Origin of the sequence: Neorhizobium sp. T7_12 (assembly GCF_002968535.1) — a bacterium.
In the GTDB taxonomy this organism is placed as follows: domain Bacteria; phylum Pseudomonadota; class Alphaproteobacteria; order Rhizobiales; family Rhizobiaceae; genus Neorhizobium; species Neorhizobium tomejilense.
In genome coordinates this window covers 500,791-516,546 of sequence record NZ_PVBK01000002.1, presented here as the reverse complement: position 1 = coordinate 516,546, position 15,756 = coordinate 500,791, and the positions used below count along the sequence as shown (strand labels likewise).

The following is a 15,756-nucleotide window of genomic DNA, read 5'->3' as shown; positions in this document are numbered from 1 at the left end:
GGCACGTTCCATGATGCCATCTCCCATTAGGAGAGGATGCCGGAATTGCCGATACCGCTTCGCGGCCTGCTGACCATACCGCTCTTGCTTCTGCCTGCCGCAGCGCTGGCGGGGGACCCTGCCGTTTGTGCAGCCCTTTACCGGAAACTTGGAAACAGCCCGCAGATCATCGGCAACACGTCTGCGGCGCGCAGCTACGCCCAGCAGCTTGGCGAATACAATACCGATATCCGGGAATTGCGGGTCGACATGCGCCGAGCCGGCTGCGGCAATGGCAGCGTCGTGGTTCTGGGTGGCCCGAATGCCGAGGTCTGCGGCCAGATGCGGGATGCGCTGGAAAGAATGGAGCAGAGCCGCGACGCGCTGGCGGCGGAACGGAACAGTTCGCGGCAGATGATCCTGCCCTCGGAAGAGCGGAATGCCATTCTCGCCGCCATTCGCGAACAGCGCTGCATCCCCTCCTTCGAGCCGCTGCCGCCTGTTGTCGACGACCGCCGAAAGGTGCCGGGCATCGAACTTCCGAGAGAAGAGCAACCCTATTCCGGGATTACCAAACTGCAGACCCGCCCGCAAAAGCCGCAGGCCGCGCTCCAGCCGCCGGTGCTCACGCCGCCGCCGGAGCGGCCATACGATCCAAACAAGAAGGTGCGCACTGTCGGGCCGGCTTTCCTGCCCGAAGCGGATATCGACCTCAGCAATCCGAAATCGGCAGGACCGCAGCCGCAGCAGTGATCAGCGGTTCTCCCAGCGATCCTGGAAGATCAGCTCATCCAGGGCCAACCTCTGGCGCCAGCCCTTGAGCGCCAATTCCGGCTCGGCGTAGAGCCGGTCGGTATAACCAAGGCACAGCCAGGCGACGATCTCGACGCAGTCGGGAATGCCCAGCAGTGCACGCACGTCCTCCTCGCGAAAAATGCTGACCCAACCGACACCGACGCCCTCGGCTCTTGCCGCAAGCCACAGGTTCTGCACGGCGCAGACGGTCGAATAGACGTCCATGCGCGGATTGTGGGTGCGGCCGAGCACGACCGGGCCGGCACGATCCGGATCGCAGGTGACGCAGATCGACAGCGGCGCCTTGACGATGCCTTCGAGCTTGAGGCTGCGGTAGAGGTCGCGGCTTTCCTCGGCAAACATCTCCACGGCCTCGTCATTGGCACGCGAAAAGGCAGCCCGGGCGGCCTCCCGTACCGCCTGATCGCGGATGAGGATGAAATTCCAGGGCTGCATGAAGCCGACCGAGGGTGCCGAATGCGCGGCGCCAAGCAGCCGCCTTACCAGGTCGTCCGGCAGCGGATCGGGCAGGAACTGGTCGCGCACGTCGCGGCGCGTCTCGATCGCCCGGTAGACGGCCGCACGCTCGGCCTTCGAAAATTCACCGGCAGGCAGCAAGGCATGCGCGAAAGGATCAGGCTGCATCGTTTGTCCCCAACAATGCCGTCGCTCCCCTGCCTTTCAGAAGCAAGGAGAGGTCCGAAACCTTTCCGCCGTCCGCGCGGGCTGGTCTATCTTGTCAGGCCGGTCTTCTGACTTGGCTTCATCCGCCTCAACCGCCGCCTTCCCGGTTTCCCAGTGGCTTTCATATCCTGCGGCCGAGCGTCCACCTCACAGCGTTGGGCACGTTCCGGTTCCACCCCGGATTCCCGATTCTCCGGCTTGTCGCCGGCACCTGACAGGATCGGTTATGCCCTTACGCTATCCTCCGCGCAAGGCACTCATGCGACGGGGAAATAGCGCACATAGGCAAACTCATCGCCATCCGGCGACCAGTTCGGCGAATTCATCGTGCCCTGCCCGCCGAAAAGCTCGAACAGCGTTTCGACATTGCCGCCGTCCATGTCCATGAGCCTGACGCGGACGTCGAGATCGCGCGGGTGGTCGAAGACATCGGCGTCGTAGGAGACAAAGACGATCTTGTCACCCTTCGGTGACGGATGCGGGAACCAGTCGCCGTAACCGCCATCGGTGATCCGCTCGGCCACGCCGCCGGCGGCCGGAACCCGCCAGATCTGCGTCAATCCGGTGCGGCTGGAATTGAAATAGATCCATTTTCCATCCGGCGAAAAATCCGGCCCGTCGTTGCGGCCCTCGCCGAAGGTCAGCCGCGTCTCTGCGCCACCTTCGATGCCGATCGTATAGATGTCGAACTCGTCGCCGCGGATGCCGCAATGGGCGAAGCTTTTTCCGTCCGGCGACCAGCCATGCCAGTAGGACGGCAGGTTTTGGGTCACCAGCCGCGGCACGCCGCCGCCTGCGGGAAGGACATAGATCGCCGACTTGCCGAACTCTACCTTGTCGGAAATGGCGATCAGCGAACCGTCCGGCGAAATGCCGTGGTCGTTGTTGCATTGGCGGGCAAAGCCGCTATCGACCAGTTCCGGTCCATCATCACCCTCCGGTGACAGACGATAAATCAGCCCCTCGCTGTTGAGCATCAGGTAGCGCCCGTCGGGCGACCAGTTGGGCGCCTCGAACAGGGCTTCCGTCTGCCAGACCACCCGCATCATCCTCGTCCGGATATTGAAGATCTCGACCGAGCTGCGCAGGGCCATGATCCTCTCCTACCGATCGCGGAAACGGTTGGTGATCGGATAACGCCGATCGCGGCCGAAGTTCTTCTTGGTGATCTTGACGCCCGGCGCCGATTGGCGCCGCTTGTATTCGGCGAGATAGAGCAGGTGCTCGATCCGGTGAACGGTTGCGATGTCGTGGCCGCGGGCAACGATCTCCTCGGTCCCCATTTCCAGCTCGACCAGGCATTCGAGGATATCGTCGAGCACCGGATAGGGCGGCAGCGAATCCTGGTCGGTCTGGTTGGGTCTGAGTTCCGCGGACGGAGCCTTGGAGATGATGTTCTTCGGGATCACCTCGCCGCTCGGGCCAAGAGCCGTCGGCGGCAGGTGCTCGTTGCGCCAGGCGGCCAGCGCATAGACCTGCATCTTGTAGAGGTCCTTGATCGGGTTGAAGCCGCCATTCATGTCGCCGTAGAGAGTCGCGTAGCCGACCGACATTTCCGACTTGTTGCCGGTCGTCACCACCATCGAGCCGAACTTGTTCGAGATCGCCATCAGGATCGTGCCGCGCGCGCGGCTCTGGAGGTTCTCCTCGGTGATCCCCTCCTCGGTTCCTTCGAACAGGTCGGCCAGCGCCGACGAAAAACCGTCCACCGGCTCGGCGATCTGCACGATGTCGTAGCGGCAGCCGAGCGCCTTGGCGCAATCGGCCGCGTCCTTCAGCGAATCCTCGGAGGTGTAGCGGTAGGGCAGCATCACCGTGCGCACCCTCTCCTCGCCCAGCGCATCGACGGCGATCGCCGCGCAGATGGCACTGTCGATGCCACCGGAGAGGCCGAGCACGACCGACTTGAAGCCGTTCTTGTTGACGTAGTCGCGGAAGCCCAGAAGGCAGGCGCGATAGTCCGCCTCCTCCTTTTCCGGAATGCGGGCCATCGGCCCGCGGGCGCAATGCCAGGTCTCGCCAATCCGTCTCCATTCGGTGACGGCGACGGCCGGCTCGAACTGGCTCATCTGGAAGGCGAGCGACTTGTCGGTGTTGAAGCCGAAGCTTGCGCCGTCGAAGACCAGTTCGTCCTGGCCGCCGAGCTGGGCAGCATAGATCATCGGTAGGCCGGTCTCGATCACCTGCTTCAGAACGACCTGATGGCGGATGTCGACCTTGCCGCGAAAATAGGGCGAGCCGTTCGGCACGAGCAGGATTTCCGCCCCGCTCTCCGAGAGCGTCTCGCAGACGCCGAGATCGCCCCAGATATCCTCGCAAATCGGGATGCCGAGCCGGACGCCGCGGAAATTGACCGGGCCTGGCATCTCGCCGGCGATGAAGACCCGCTTCTCGTCGAACTCGCCATAGTTCGGCAGGTCGATCTTGTCGCGCACTGCGATCACCTTGCCGCCGTCGAGCACGGCGATCGAATTGTGCCGGCCTTCCGCGCCCTGACGCGGGAAGCCGATGATGACGCCGGGGCCGCCGTCTGCCGTATCGGCCGCAAGCTCCTCCACCGCCTTCAGGCAGGCGTTGAGGAAAGCCGGTTTCAGGACGAGGTCCTCCGGCGGATAACCGGACAGGAAGAGCTCGGTGAACAGGATAAGATCCGCCTCTTCGCGGGCCGCATCCTTTCGGGCTTCTCGGGCCAGCGCCAGGTTGCCGGCGATATCGCCGACAGTCGGGTTGAGCTGGGCAACGGCGATACGGAGTGTCTGGCTTATATCCTGGGTCATGGTACCGATTTAACGTCCGCAGCAGACGGCGGCAACGTCGTTCCGAGAGTTTTTTGTCATTCAGGCGGATGCGGGACGATCGCCCGGATAATGCGGCACGCCGTCCTCCGGCAATTGGTAGAAATCCCCCTTGTCGGCGCAATAGATATGCTCGCCCATGACAAGCCCGCTCGGCTGGTCGAAAGCGCCCGCCAGAATCGAAATGCTTGCCGCACCCTCTGCCTGCCAGAACAGCGCGGAGCCGCATTGCGAACAGAAACCGCGCCGCGCCTCGTCGCTGGCGCGATACCAGCTGAGCACCTCCTCGCCTTCGAGCGTCATGTTCTCAACGCGAACACTGGTCGCCGCGTAATAAAGCCCGGTCTGGCGGCGGCATTGCGAACAATGGCAGGCCGTGACCGTCCGCAGCGGACCCACCGTCTCAAATCGGATCGCGCCGCACAGGCAACGACCGTTGTTCTTCTGCTCCATGCACCATCCTCGACGAAACGACGGCCGAGTGTTGCGAGCGCGGGCCGCGAGGTCAAATCTATTCCGCTGATGATGATCATCAACGGAAGCCATATCAAGATGCAGAAAGGCCGGCGGTGACGCCGGCCTTCTTCGATTTCAACAATGCTGCGCGACGGTTCAGCCGTTGACGACCATCCGCTTTTCGTCGCGGCCGCTCTTCATCCGCTCGGCGAGCAGGAAGGCGAGCTCCAAGGCCTGGTCCGCGTTGAGGCGCGGGTCGCAATGGGTGTGGTAGCGGTCCTGCAGGTCGCCGGCCGAAACCGCACGGGCGCCGCCGGTGCATTCGGTGACGTCCTTGCCGGTCATCTCGATATGGATGCCGCCCGGATGGGTGCCTTCCGCACGATGGATCTGGAAGAAGCTTTCGACTTCCGACAGAATCCGGTCGAACGGCCGCGTCTTGTAGTTGTTGAGCGTGATCGTGTTGCCGTGCATCGGATCGCAGGACCAGACGACTTTCCTGCCTTCCCGCTCGACCGCGCGGATCAGCTTCGGCAGCGCGTCGGCGACCTTGTCGTAACCGAAACGGCAGATCAGCGTCAGACGACCGGCTTCGTTCGTCGGGTTGAGCGCGTCGATCAGCTCGATCAGGTTGTCGGGCTGCAGCGACGGACCACACTTGAGGCCGATCGGGTTCTTGATGCCGCGGAAATATTCCACATGTGCATGGTCGAGCTGACGGGTGCGGTCGCCGATCCACAGCATGTGGCCCGACGTCGCATACCAGTCGCCCGAGGTGGAGTCGACGCGGGTGAACGCTTCTTCGTAACCGAGCAGCAGCGCTTCGTGGCTGGTGAAGAAGTCGGTCTCGCGCAGGCTCGGCTGGTTTTCCGAGGTGATGCCGATCGCCGTCATGAAGTCCATGGTCTCGCTGATACGGTCGGCGAGCTTGCGGTAACGTTCGCCCTGGGGGCTATCCTTGACGAAGCCGAGCATCCATTTGTGGACGTTTTCGAGATTGGCGTAGCCGCCCATCGCGAAGGCGCGCAGCAGGTTGAGGGTCGCCGCCGACTGCCGGTAAGCCATCATCTGGCGCTCCGGATCCGGCGTGCGGGCCGCCTCGGTGAACTCGGTGCCGTTGACGATGTCGCCGCGATAGGTGAGCAGCGTTTTGCCGTCCTGGGTCTCGTGCGAATTGCTGCGCGGCTTGGCGAACTGGCCGGCGATGCGGCCGACCTTGACGACCGGAAGCTGGGCGCCATAGGTCAGGACAACCGCCATCTGCAGGAACGAACGGAAGAAGTCGCGGATGTTGTCCGCACCGTGTTCGACGAAGCTTTCTGCGCAGTCGCCGCCCTGCAGCAGGAAGGCATTGCCTTCCGCGACGCTGGCGAGCTGCTTCTTCAGCCGGCGGGCCTCACCGGCAAACACGAGCGGCGGAAAGGTGGCGAGCTGAGCTTCAGTCGCTGCCAACGCAGCCTTGTCCGGGAATTCCGGGAGCTGCTGGATCGGTTTTTGCCGCCAACTGCTCGGGGTCCAATTCTGTGCCATCTCGCTCACCTGTTTCAGCCTCGGCCATCTTCTGCCGGGCAAGTCTTTAAAATCGAGGCGGCTTATAGACCTTAACAGCGGCGTTGCATAGCCGTTTTGCCCGCCTTCACCGCCGGCCCGTCCCCCGCGAAAGGCCACGAATATCAAGCTGACGCCGTACCCGGGCGGATCGTATGCAGTATGAAATCAGGACATGCCTTGAATTTTAATCCCGTTCTTAGCCACAATTTCACGAATTTGCGCGACGTTCCTGCAGGGTTTTCTTGCTGGGGAGCAGGCGATGCATCCGATGACACGTTTCTGGAAGGATCGCGGCGGCAATTTTGGCGTCATGACTGCCTTTCTACTGGTTCCGCTGATCGGAACGGCCGGCCTGGCGCTCGATTTCGGCCACGCGCTGACCGTCAAGCAGCAACTCGTCGGCGCGGCCGATGCGGCCGCCGTCGGCGCGATCGCTGAAAAATCGAAGGCCGTCGCTCAGGCGATGCAATTGCAAGGCGACGGAAGCGTGGCGCTCGATCCGGCCGAGGCCCGAAGCATCTTTCTCGGTCAGATGTCCGGCGAGCTTTCCACCCTGCCGGTCAACGTCGATATCGCGGTCGCGAAGAACAACGGCATCCTGACCTCGCGCGTATCGTTCAGCGCGACCTTGCCGACCACTTTCATGACGATCCTCGGCAAGGACGACATCACCGTTTCCGGCCAGGCCACCGCGCAATACCAGACGCCGTCGTTCCTCGACTTCTACATGCTGCTCGACAACACGCCTTCGATGGGCGTTGGGGCGACATTGCAAGCCATCGACGACATGAAATACGCAACTCGCAACGGTGATAGCAAGGGCAACAACAAAGAGTGCGCCTTTGCCTGCCATATCGTCTCCGAGGATGGAAAGGAAGATCCAAACAGCTATTACAACGTCGCCAAGCAGAACGGCATCCCCATTCGTATCGATGTCGTCGCCGAAGCAACCGAAACTTTGATGAAAACGGCAACGGATACGCAGACCGTGCCCGGCCAGTTTCGCATGGCGGCCTACACCTTCGGGGAACGGGCGCAGGACGCAATGCTCTTCAAGGTCGCCGAACTGAACGAAAACCTCACTACGGTCGGTGAGGCGACTGAAAAGATCAAGCTGATGAGCATTCCAAAGCAGAACTACAACGGCGATCAACAAACCAGCTTTGATGATGCTCTCACGCGCATTGGGAATGAGATCCTCAGTAAGCCAGTGTATGGCCTCCCGGGAAACGGCACGAGCAAGGCCGACCGCCAGAAGATTGTCTTCCTGGTGGCCGATGGTGTGGGAGACAGCTACAAACCGAACGGTTGCACCAAAGGTCTGGTGACGAACACGGCGGGCCGCTGTATCGAGCCTATCGATACGAAATTCTGTCAGGATCTAAAGGATAAGAACATCCGAATTGCGGTGCTCTACACCACCTACCTGCCGCTACAAAGCAATGACTTCTGGAAAAAGTGGGTAAAGCCGTTCGATGACAGCATTTCCACGAAGATGAAGGAATGCGCGAGCCCCGGTTATTTCTTCGAGGTCTCGCTCGAACAGGGCATTGCGGACGCCATGAATACCCTTTTCCACAAGATCGTCAGCGCGCCCCGGATCACCAGCTAACCCGGCGCCAAAGCCGCGGGCGCGTCAGACGCGCTCGCCGTTCTTCACCCGGTAGCTCGGATTGTACATCGTGACGAGCTCCTCGGACGCCGTCGGATGCACGGCCATGGTGCGGTCGAAACCATCCTTGGTAACGCCGGCCTTCAGCGAAATACCGAGAAGCTGTGCCATTTCGCCGGCGTCGTGGCCAAGGATGTGAGTCCCGACCACCTTGCGGCTTGCCGTCTCGACGATCAGCTTCATGATCATCTTCTCCGACCGTCCCGAAAGCGTCGCCTTCATCGGCCGGAATTCGGCACGGTAGACCTCGATCTCCGGATAGCGCTTGGCGGCCTCCTCTTCCGACAGGCCGACCGTGCCGATCTCCGGCTGCGAGAAGACGGCGGTGGCGATCAGATCGTGGTCCGGAGCGGTCGGATTATCCTTGTACTCGGTTTCGATGAAGCACATCGCCTCGTGGATCGCCACGGGCGTCAGCTGTACCCGGTCGGTGACATCTCCGAGCGCATAGATATGCGGCACGCTGGTGCGGGAATATCTGTCGACGATGATGGCGCCACGCTCGTTCATCTCGACGCCCGCGGCCTCCAGGCCCAGACCCTTGGTATTCGGATCGCGCCCAAGCGCCAGCATGATGGTGTCGACGGCCATCGTCTCGCCGTTCAGGGTCCTGGCAACAAGCCCACCGGCTGGCGCCTTGGTGACCTCCTCGATCACATCGGTCAGCACGATGCGGATGCCCTTCTCGACCATCGCCTTGTGCAGGCCCTGGCGCATGTCGTGGTCGAAGCGCGAAAGAATCTCCTTGCCGCGATAGATCAGCGTCACGTCGACGCCGAGGCCGTGGAAGATGTTGGCGAATTCGACGGCGATATAACCGCCGCCGGCGATCAGGATGGAGCGCGGCAGCTCGGGCAGATCGAAGGCTTCGTTGGACGAGATGCAGAGCTCATGGCCGGGCAGCGCCGCATGCGGGTTGGGCGCGCCGCCGGTAGCGATGACGATCCTTTCGGCGGTCACGGTCCTGCCAGTCTTCACGAGCCGGATCGTATGGGCATCGACCAGCTCGGCGCGGGTCTCGAGGATTTCCGCACCGTTGTTTTCAAGACCCTTGCGATAGAGGCCTTCGAGGCGGGCGATCTCCCTGTCCTTGGCGGCGATCAGCTTCTTCCAGTCGAACGTGCTCGCACCGACTTCCCAGCCGTAACCGACCGCATCCTCGAAATGTTCGTGATATTGCGATGCGTAGACGAAGAGCTTCTTCGGCACGCAGCCGCGAATGACGCAGGTGCCGCCGAAACGATATTCCTCGGCGATCGCCACCCGCTTGCCGAGCGATGCCGCCACGCGGCCCGCCCTCACGCCGCCCGATCCGCCGCCAATCACGAAGAGATCATAGTCATAGGCGGTCATGGTATTCTCCTTGAGAGCAGGCGGCTGGATGTGGCTCACATATAGGGATGAGAGGCCCAAAAGGAAAAGCCCGGATTGCTCCGGGCTTCCTTAAAATTCGACGGGCCGACGATGTTATCAGGGCTTCGGCGCTGGGGCCGGGGCCGGCTTGGCAGCCGGGGCGGCGGGCTTGGCCGGAGCGGTAGCTGCCGGAGCAGCGGGCTTGGCCGCAGGCGCAGCAGCGGGCTTGGCAGGGGCCGGCGGAGTGGCAGGCTTTGCCGGCGCGGGTGCAGCGGCCTGTGCTTCCGCCGGAGCCGGATCGACGACCGGCGCCTGGATCGGATTTGCGTCGATGATGCCGCGCAGCTTTTCCGAGCTGTGGTTGGTCAGGTCGCGGGAAATCCCGTTTGCCCAGATTTCAGCGGCCTTGGTCAGTTCACGGCTGACGAGCGGCTGGTTGGTCAGCAGCTTCTTGCCGGTCTCGGTGTTGAAGAAGGTGGAAATCGACTTCAGTTCATCGACCGAGAAGCTCTTGGCGTAGATGGTCGCCGCTTCCTTCTCGAGATCGGCGCGGCGCGGCGCGAGCACGAGCGCCTGCTCGTCGACGACGTTGGAGATCTGGCCCTGGAAGTTCGGGGAGGCCTGGATGAACTGGGCCTTCAGACGCTCTGCCAGGTTGGGCAGGATATTGTCGTAACGATCCGTGACGTTGAGCGACGCGATCGCATCGCGCGCAGCGGCAAGCTGGGCTTCCGAAACTTCCTGCGCGCGAGCCGATACCGTGAAGGCGCCGGAGAAGAGGATGGCCACAGCGGCGGCACGGCCGAAAAGCGCGAATCTGATCATGAGTTGGTTGCTCCTAGTTTACTTCGCCTCAAGCGTCCGCGCTCCAGCCTCACCGGCAATGATCGCTAAGGACGCCATATGAATGAACAGCCCGTGTTCCACGACACCGGGAATGAAATTAAGCTCCGCCGACAGTGCGTCTGCATCAGGAATGCGGCCAAAAGATGCGTCGAAAATGTAGTGGCCGCCATCTGTCGTGAAGACTTCAGCCCCCGATTTGCGCAGCTTCAATTCACCGGTCAATCCTAACCGGGAAGCGGCCTTTTCGATGGCAATCTGCGTCGCTGTCTGGCCGAAAGGATTGATCTCGATCGGCAGCGGATAGGCTCCGAGCATATCGACCAGCTTGCTTTCGTCGGCAATCACGATCATGCGGGCAGAAGCCGCGGCGACGATCTTTTCGCGCAGCAATGCACCGCCGCCACCCTTGATCAGGGTCAGGTTGGCATCGACTTCATCGGCACCGTCAATCGTCAGATCGAGTTCCGGGAGCTCTTCGAGCGATTTCAGCGGAATGCCGAGCTCGACGCAGAGCCTCGCGGTGCGCTCGGATGTCGGCACGCCTTCGACCTTGAAGCCGCCGTGGACCTTTTCGGCAAGTAGCCTGACGAATTCGTCCGCCGTCGAACCGGTGCCGATACCCAGCCGCATGCCGTCCTCGACATAGGCCAGTGCCGCTTGCGCCGCCTTGACTTTCATTTCCCGGGCGTCCATCCGCCAAAAGCTCCCCGCTGTTTTCGCCGACCCGCTGTTTACACGCCTCTCCCCACAAACGAAAGTCCCCTCGCGGCGGGTTTTACGAAGCCATGGGTTTTACGAAGGTGGGCGAATCTCGCATATTTGCTTTTCACGGCAGCATTGCTTAATCCGGGGCATCTCCCGAACGACGCTCACGAGGTTCCATTGACCGCTCCACTCGTCATTTTCGACCTCGACGGCACGTTGATCGACACCGCACCGGATCTTATCGACAGCCTCAACTATACGATCGAGGACATCGGTCTCCAGCCAGTGACGTTCGAGGACCTCACCCATCTCGTCGGCCAGGGCGTGCGCGTGATGATCCGCCGCGCCTTCGAACTTCGCAGGGTTCCGCTCGACGAGCCGACGGCGGCCAGGCTGTTCGATCGCTATATGGAGCATTACGAGGCGGAGATGCCGGGCAGAAGCCGCCCCTATGACGGCGTCGTCGCGTGTCTCGATCGCCTGTCGGCAGCCGGGATGCGGCTCGCGGTCTGCACCAACAAGTCCGAACGGCTCGCCTTCCCGCTTCTCGAAAAGCTCGGCCTCCTGGATCGCTTCGTCGCGATGACCTGCGGCGATACCTTCGCCGTCCGCAAGCCGGATGCCCGGCACATTTTCGGTACGATCGAACGGGCCGGCGGAAATCCGGCGACGAGCATCATGATCGGCGACAGCGTCAACGATATCCTTGCCGCACAGAATGCCGGCATTGCCTCCGTCGCCGTGACCTTCGGTTATTCCGACGTCGCAGTCGATACACTCAACCCGGATCAGGTGATCGGCGGTTATGACGAGCTAACCGTGGGTATGGTGGAAACGCTGATTTCCGCCGACGTGACGCGGCTGGCGGCTGCCAAATAAAAAGCGGCCCGGAGGCCGCCTTCTTCTGCAATCCGAAACTCGTTCTCAGCTCAAAGTTCAGCTCTGGGCCGCCCGGACCTTGGTGGTTGCCACGAAAGCCTTCACCGTCGCATCGTCGCGGCCATAAACGTCGTCGAAATACTCGACCTTGCCGTCCTTGTTCGGCCAAGCGGTGAAGTAGGCGACGTAGACCGGGATCCTGACCGGCACCTTGGTCGAGACGTTCTCGCCGGCGGCGATCCGTCCGTTCACGTCGTCGATCGTGGTGCCGAGTACGGCGGCCGCCATCTTGCGCGGTTCGGCAAGACGCACGCAGCCGTGGCTCAGCGCCCGCATGTCGCGCTGGAAGAAGCTCTTCGAGGGCGTGTCATGCATATAGATCGCGTGGCTGTTCGGGAACAGGATCTTCAGGTCGCCGAGCGCGTTGTCACCCGACGGCGGCTGACGCACGGAGATCTTCTCGGTGGAGCCGAACCAGTTGATGCTGCTCGACGAGACCGCCCTGCCGCCGACCGACACCTCATAACCCATTCGGTCGAGGTAGCTCGGATCCTGGCGCAGGTGCGGCAGCATCTCGTTGATGATGATCGACTGCGGCACGCCCCAATAGGGGTTGAACTCGACGGTTTCGATTTCGTCCTGGAAGAAATAGGTCTGGTTGGACTTGCTGCCGACCACGACGCGCATCGAAAACTGTTCCGCCCCACGGTCATGGTAATAGACCGTGAAGGCCGGCTGGTTGATGAAGACGTAACGCTGGCCGAGATCGTCCGGCAGCCAGCGCGCCTGTTCCATGGCGACTTCGACCTTCTCGATCTTGTCCTTCGACGTATGGCCGACCATCTTGCGCACCGTCGCATTGCCGATGACCCCATCGGCCTTGAGACCGACTTCCGCCTGGAAGGACTTCACGACGTCGACGAGTTCCGGCGTGTAGTCCGGGGTCTGCTGATAGGCCGTCAGCGTCGCCGCATGCTTGGTCTTCAGCGCTTCCGAGCCGGTGTGCTGGATGGCGGCGATGATGCTCGCCATATCCGCGCTGCTCTTGCCCGGCTTCAGGAGAATGTCGCTCGGCAGCGAGATCTGCGGGCCGTCATTGGCCGCTGCGGCACGCAGCGTTGCAAGCTCGGCCTTCAGCGCCTGGAATTGAGGGCTCTGCGGTGCCAGGCCTTCGAGGTAGGCCGCGACATCCGTACCGGTCTGCGCAAAAGGCAGGACGAGCGGGAGCTTGACGTCCTTGCGCTTGAAGTCGTGGTAACCGGACACCTTGTTCGGGTCGATACGGCCACGCATCATGTCCTGGGCGAACGTCAGCACCTTTTCCGACAGCGCCAGTTCGAACTGCATCAGCGCGCGGTCGTGGCTGTCGGCGGCGGAAACCGGCGCAGATGCCGTTGCGGAGACATTGATGGGGGCCGCCGCATCCGTCGGGGCCGCGACGCTTGCCGTGGTCAGCGCCGGGACCGGCAGGACGTAGTCGGCCGGTTCCAGCCCGTATTCGCCGGCCCGCTCGAAGAGCGACAGCACGCCCCTCGCCTTCTCGTTGACGTCGCCGGCGGTGACCCAGAGAGGCTCTGCGGCCTTGCCGTAGAAGGCTTCGAGCGCGGTCGCGATTTCCGCCGGCGCCGAAACCTTGGCCTCGGCGATGAGGCGCGTACCGTCCGTCGCGGACGCTGCAGCGAATGCGGTCGTCTTCACGGCCCGCTCGGCATCCGGCTTATAGGTGTAATATCGAGGACCGGAGACTTTCGGTAGCGGCTCGGGATCGGCGAGGCTGCGCTCGGTCGGCATGCCGGAATTGCCGCCGACGCCCGGCAGGCCGTTATCGTGCCGCCCTGCCCGCTCCGCGCCGGGACCGCCGCGAAAGAGATCGAGAAGTGTCACGGCATGTGCGGGAACGGCCGCACCGGTAAACATCGAGATGCCGGAGACGAGCGCCAATGCGATCGAAGTTCTTTTGTGTTTGTACTGCAATGTCGTCCCCGTCACCTGCATCCGCGTCTTGATCCGCGGGCTCGAATATATATCACGCCATCTAACCGATCGCGTGAGGGATGGAAAGAAACGCCCGAGCGGCCGGCGGGTTTCGGCTCCGCCGGAAACAGCATCGGTGCGCAGCCGGAAGGTTAAGAAACTATTCGTTAAATTTTTACTGACGACCATCGACAAGCACCCGGTCAGAGGGCGGATTCCGCTGTATAATTCCGCGCTCCGTGTCATAAAAGGCACGACAAAAGCCTGCCAAAAAGCCTGTTCGGCCGGCTTGCAGACGTTCACCAATCGTATAGTAATGCCGCCGGCCGGCTCCGACGCGGTAACGCGTTGTTGATCTTTCAGGACACCGGCAGCGACCACGAGCAAAAAGAGGCAGCGAAGATGGCATCGACCCGCACCGAAACCGATACGTTTGGCCCGATCGACGTGGCGAGCGACCGTTATTGGGGGGCCCAGGCGCAGCGCTCGCTCGGCAACTTCAAGATCGGCTGGGAAAAACAACCGCTCGCGGTCGTGCGTGCGCTCGGCATCGTCAAGCAGGCCGCCGCCCGCGCCAATATGGAACTGGGCGGCCTCGACGCTTCGATCGGCAAGGTCATCGTCGAAGCGGCCCAGGAAGTCATCGACGGCAAGCTCGACGGCCATTTCCCGCTGGTCGTCTGGCAGACTGGCTCCGGCACCCAGTCGAACATGAACGCCAACGAAGTAATCTCCAACCGCGCGATCGAAATGCTCGGCGGCGTGATGGGCTCCAAGAAGCCCGTGCATCCGAACGACCACGTCAACATGAGCCAGTCGTCGAACGATACCTATCCGACGGCCATGCACATCGCCTGCGTCGAAACCATCGTGCGCCACCTGATCCCGTCGCTGAAGCAGCTGCACGAAGCGCTGGAAGTGAAGGTCAAGGCCTTCTCCCACATCATCAAGATCGGCCGCACCCACACGCAGGATGCCACCCCGCTGACGCTCGGCCAGGAATTTTCCGGTTATGCGGCGCAGGTCGGCTCGGCGATCGCCAATATCGAACTGACGCTGCCGGCGCTTTCCAAGCTCGCCCAGGGCGGCACAGCGGTCGGCACCGGCCTCAACGCCCCGGTCGGCTTTGCCGAAAAGGTCGCCGAGGAAATCTCGAAGATCACCGGCCTGCCTTTCGTCACGGCCCCCAACAAGTTCGAAGCACTCGCCTCGCACGACTCGATGGTGTTTGCGCACGGCGCGATCAACGCCGCCGCCGCCGCTCTCTTCAAGATCGCCAACGACATCCGTTTCCTGGGCTCCGGCCCGCGTGCGGGCCTTGGCGAACTGTCGCTGCCGGAAAACGAACCGGGTTCGTCGATCATGCCGGGCAAGGTCAACCCGACCCAGTCGGAAGCACTCACCCAGGTCTGCGCCCACATCTTCGGAAACCATGCGGCTCTCACCTTCGCCGGCAGCCAGGGCCATTTCGAGCTCAACGTCTACAATCCGATGATGGCCTACAATTTCCTGCAGTCGGTGCAGCTGCTCGGCGACGCCGCGGTCTCCTTCACCGACAATTGCGTGGTCGGCATCGAAGCCCGGGAAGACAATATCAGACGCGGCGTGGAAAACTCGCTGATGCTGGTCACCGCCCTTAACACCAGGCTCGGCTACGACATCTGCGCCAAGATCGCCAAGACAGCCCACAAGAACGGCACGACCCTTCGCGAAGAAGCGGTCGGCGGCGGATACCTGACGAACGAGGAGTTCGACCAGTATGTCCGCCCTGAAAACATGATCGGTCCCAAATAAGGGGACCTGATTTACAATATAACCAGCAAGCCCGCCTCCCGATTAGCGGGCTTTCTCTTTCGGTCAGCCTACATTGGTTAATTCCGACAATATATCAACATTCTACAGGTGAATATCTTTTCGGGCTCGAAGTCTGTAAACCCATTAGTTTTGAGGGAAAATCGGGTATTTCAGAAATGCGAAATAAATTTAAGAATAAGCTCTTCAGCTCGCACCCCTTAATTCTTTTCGAACATTTTTCACATACTACTTCATTTTATAGCATACAGGTGG

Annotated in this window: 12 protein-coding genes, 1 pseudogene and 1 riboswitch; of the genes and pseudogenes, 4 read left to right on the top strand and 9 right to left on the bottom strand. The window is 61.9% G+C overall.

Features of this window, described 5'->3' with window-relative positions; genetic code table 11:
• Window positions 1-36: 36 nt before the first annotated feature.
• On the top strand, window positions 37-732 hold the full coding sequence (locus tag C5J26_RS08515) for a hypothetical protein (protein WP_105401336.1): 696 nt from the start codon (window positions 37-39) through the stop codon (window positions 730-732).
• On the opposite strand, the gene bluB is transcribed toward C5J26_RS08515, so the two are convergent.
• The 5 genes from bluB to C5J26_RS08490 all read right to left on the bottom strand — a co-directional run bounded on the left by bluB (window position 733) and on the right by C5J26_RS08490 (window position 6,239).
• Complete coding sequence (bluB, locus tag C5J26_RS08510) at window positions 733-1,419, bottom strand: 5,6-dimethylbenzimidazole synthase (protein WP_105401335.1); 687 nt, start codon at window positions 1,417-1,419, stop codon at window positions 733-735.
• A 79-nt stretch (window positions 1,420-1,498) separates the two neighbouring features.
• A riboswitch (cobalamin riboswitch) is annotated at window positions 1,499-1,688 on the bottom strand.
• 27 nt (window positions 1,689-1,715) lie between these two features.
• On the bottom strand, window positions 1,716-2,546 hold the full coding sequence (locus C5J26_RS08505; RefSeq protein ID WP_105401458.1) for a TolB family protein: 831 nt from the start codon (window positions 2,544-2,546) through the stop codon (window positions 1,716-1,718).
• A gap of 15 nt (window positions 2,547-2,561) precedes the next feature.
• Entirely contained in the window at window positions 2,562-4,235 is a 1,674-nt protein-coding gene (locus C5J26_RS08500; protein WP_105401334.1) for an NAD+ synthase, read from the bottom strand.
• 60 nt (window positions 4,236-4,295) lie between these two features.
• Window positions 4,296-4,706, bottom strand: coding sequence for a GFA family protein (locus tag C5J26_RS08495; protein ID WP_105401333.1), 411 nt, complete (start codon window positions 4,704-4,706; stop codon window positions 4,296-4,298).
• Window positions 4,707-4,865: 159 nt separating this feature from the next.
• On the bottom strand, window positions 4,866-6,239 hold the full coding sequence (locus tag C5J26_RS08490; protein WP_105401332.1) for a class II 3-deoxy-7-phosphoheptulonate synthase: 1,374 nt from the start codon (window positions 6,237-6,239) through the stop codon (window positions 4,866-4,868).
• 280 nt (window positions 6,240-6,519) lie between these two features.
• Between C5J26_RS08490 and C5J26_RS08485 the strand changes: the two genes are divergently transcribed.
• Window positions 6,520-7,872, top strand: a complete 1,353-nt coding sequence (locus C5J26_RS08485) for a TadE/TadG family type IV pilus assembly protein (protein WP_105401331.1) — start codon at window positions 6,520-6,522, stop codon at window positions 7,870-7,872.
• A 24-nt stretch (window positions 7,873-7,896) separates the two neighbouring features.
• Here the strand turns inward: C5J26_RS08485 and gor are convergent, their stop codons facing one another.
• The 3 genes and pseudogenes from gor to rpiA all read right to left on the bottom strand — a co-directional run bounded on the left by gor (window position 7,897) and on the right by rpiA (window position 10,824).
• Window positions 7,897-9,285 carry a glutathione-disulfide reductase gene (gor, locus tag C5J26_RS08480; protein ID WP_105401330.1) on the bottom strand — a complete coding sequence of 463 codons (1,389 nt, stop codon included), beginning with the start codon at window positions 9,283-9,285 and terminating at the stop codon, window positions 7,897-7,899.
• A 246-nt stretch (window positions 9,286-9,531) separates the two neighbouring features.
• Window positions 9,532-10,110 (bottom strand): annotated as a pseudogene (locus C5J26_RS08475) (DUF2059 domain-containing protein); the annotation flags it as partial.
• 18 nt (window positions 10,111-10,128) lie between these two features.
• Window positions 10,129-10,824 carry a ribose-5-phosphate isomerase RpiA gene (gene rpiA / locus C5J26_RS08470; RefSeq protein WP_105401328.1) on the bottom strand — a complete coding sequence of 232 codons (696 nt, stop codon included), beginning with the start codon at window positions 10,822-10,824 and terminating at the stop codon, window positions 10,129-10,131.
• Window positions 10,825-11,013: 189 nt separating this feature from the next.
• On the opposite strand from rpiA, the gene C5J26_RS08465 reads away from it, so the two are divergent.
• Entirely contained in the window at window positions 11,014-11,715 is a 702-nt protein-coding gene (locus C5J26_RS08465; RefSeq protein ID WP_105401327.1) for an HAD family hydrolase, read from the top strand.
• 57 nt (window positions 11,716-11,772) lie between these two features.
• On the opposite strand, the gene C5J26_RS08460 is transcribed toward C5J26_RS08465, so the two are convergent.
• Complete coding sequence (locus C5J26_RS08460) at window positions 11,773-13,710, bottom strand: L,D-transpeptidase family protein (protein WP_105401326.1); 1,938 nt, start codon at window positions 13,708-13,710, stop codon at window positions 11,773-11,775.
• A gap of 381 nt (window positions 13,711-14,091) precedes the next feature.
• Here C5J26_RS08460 and fumC point away from each other — a divergent pair, with 381 nt between their 5' ends.
• Entirely contained in the window at window positions 14,092-15,483 is a 1,392-nt protein-coding gene (fumC, locus tag C5J26_RS08455) for a class II fumarate hydratase (RefSeq protein WP_105401457.1), read from the top strand.
• Window positions 15,484-15,756: the final 273 nt, after the last annotated feature.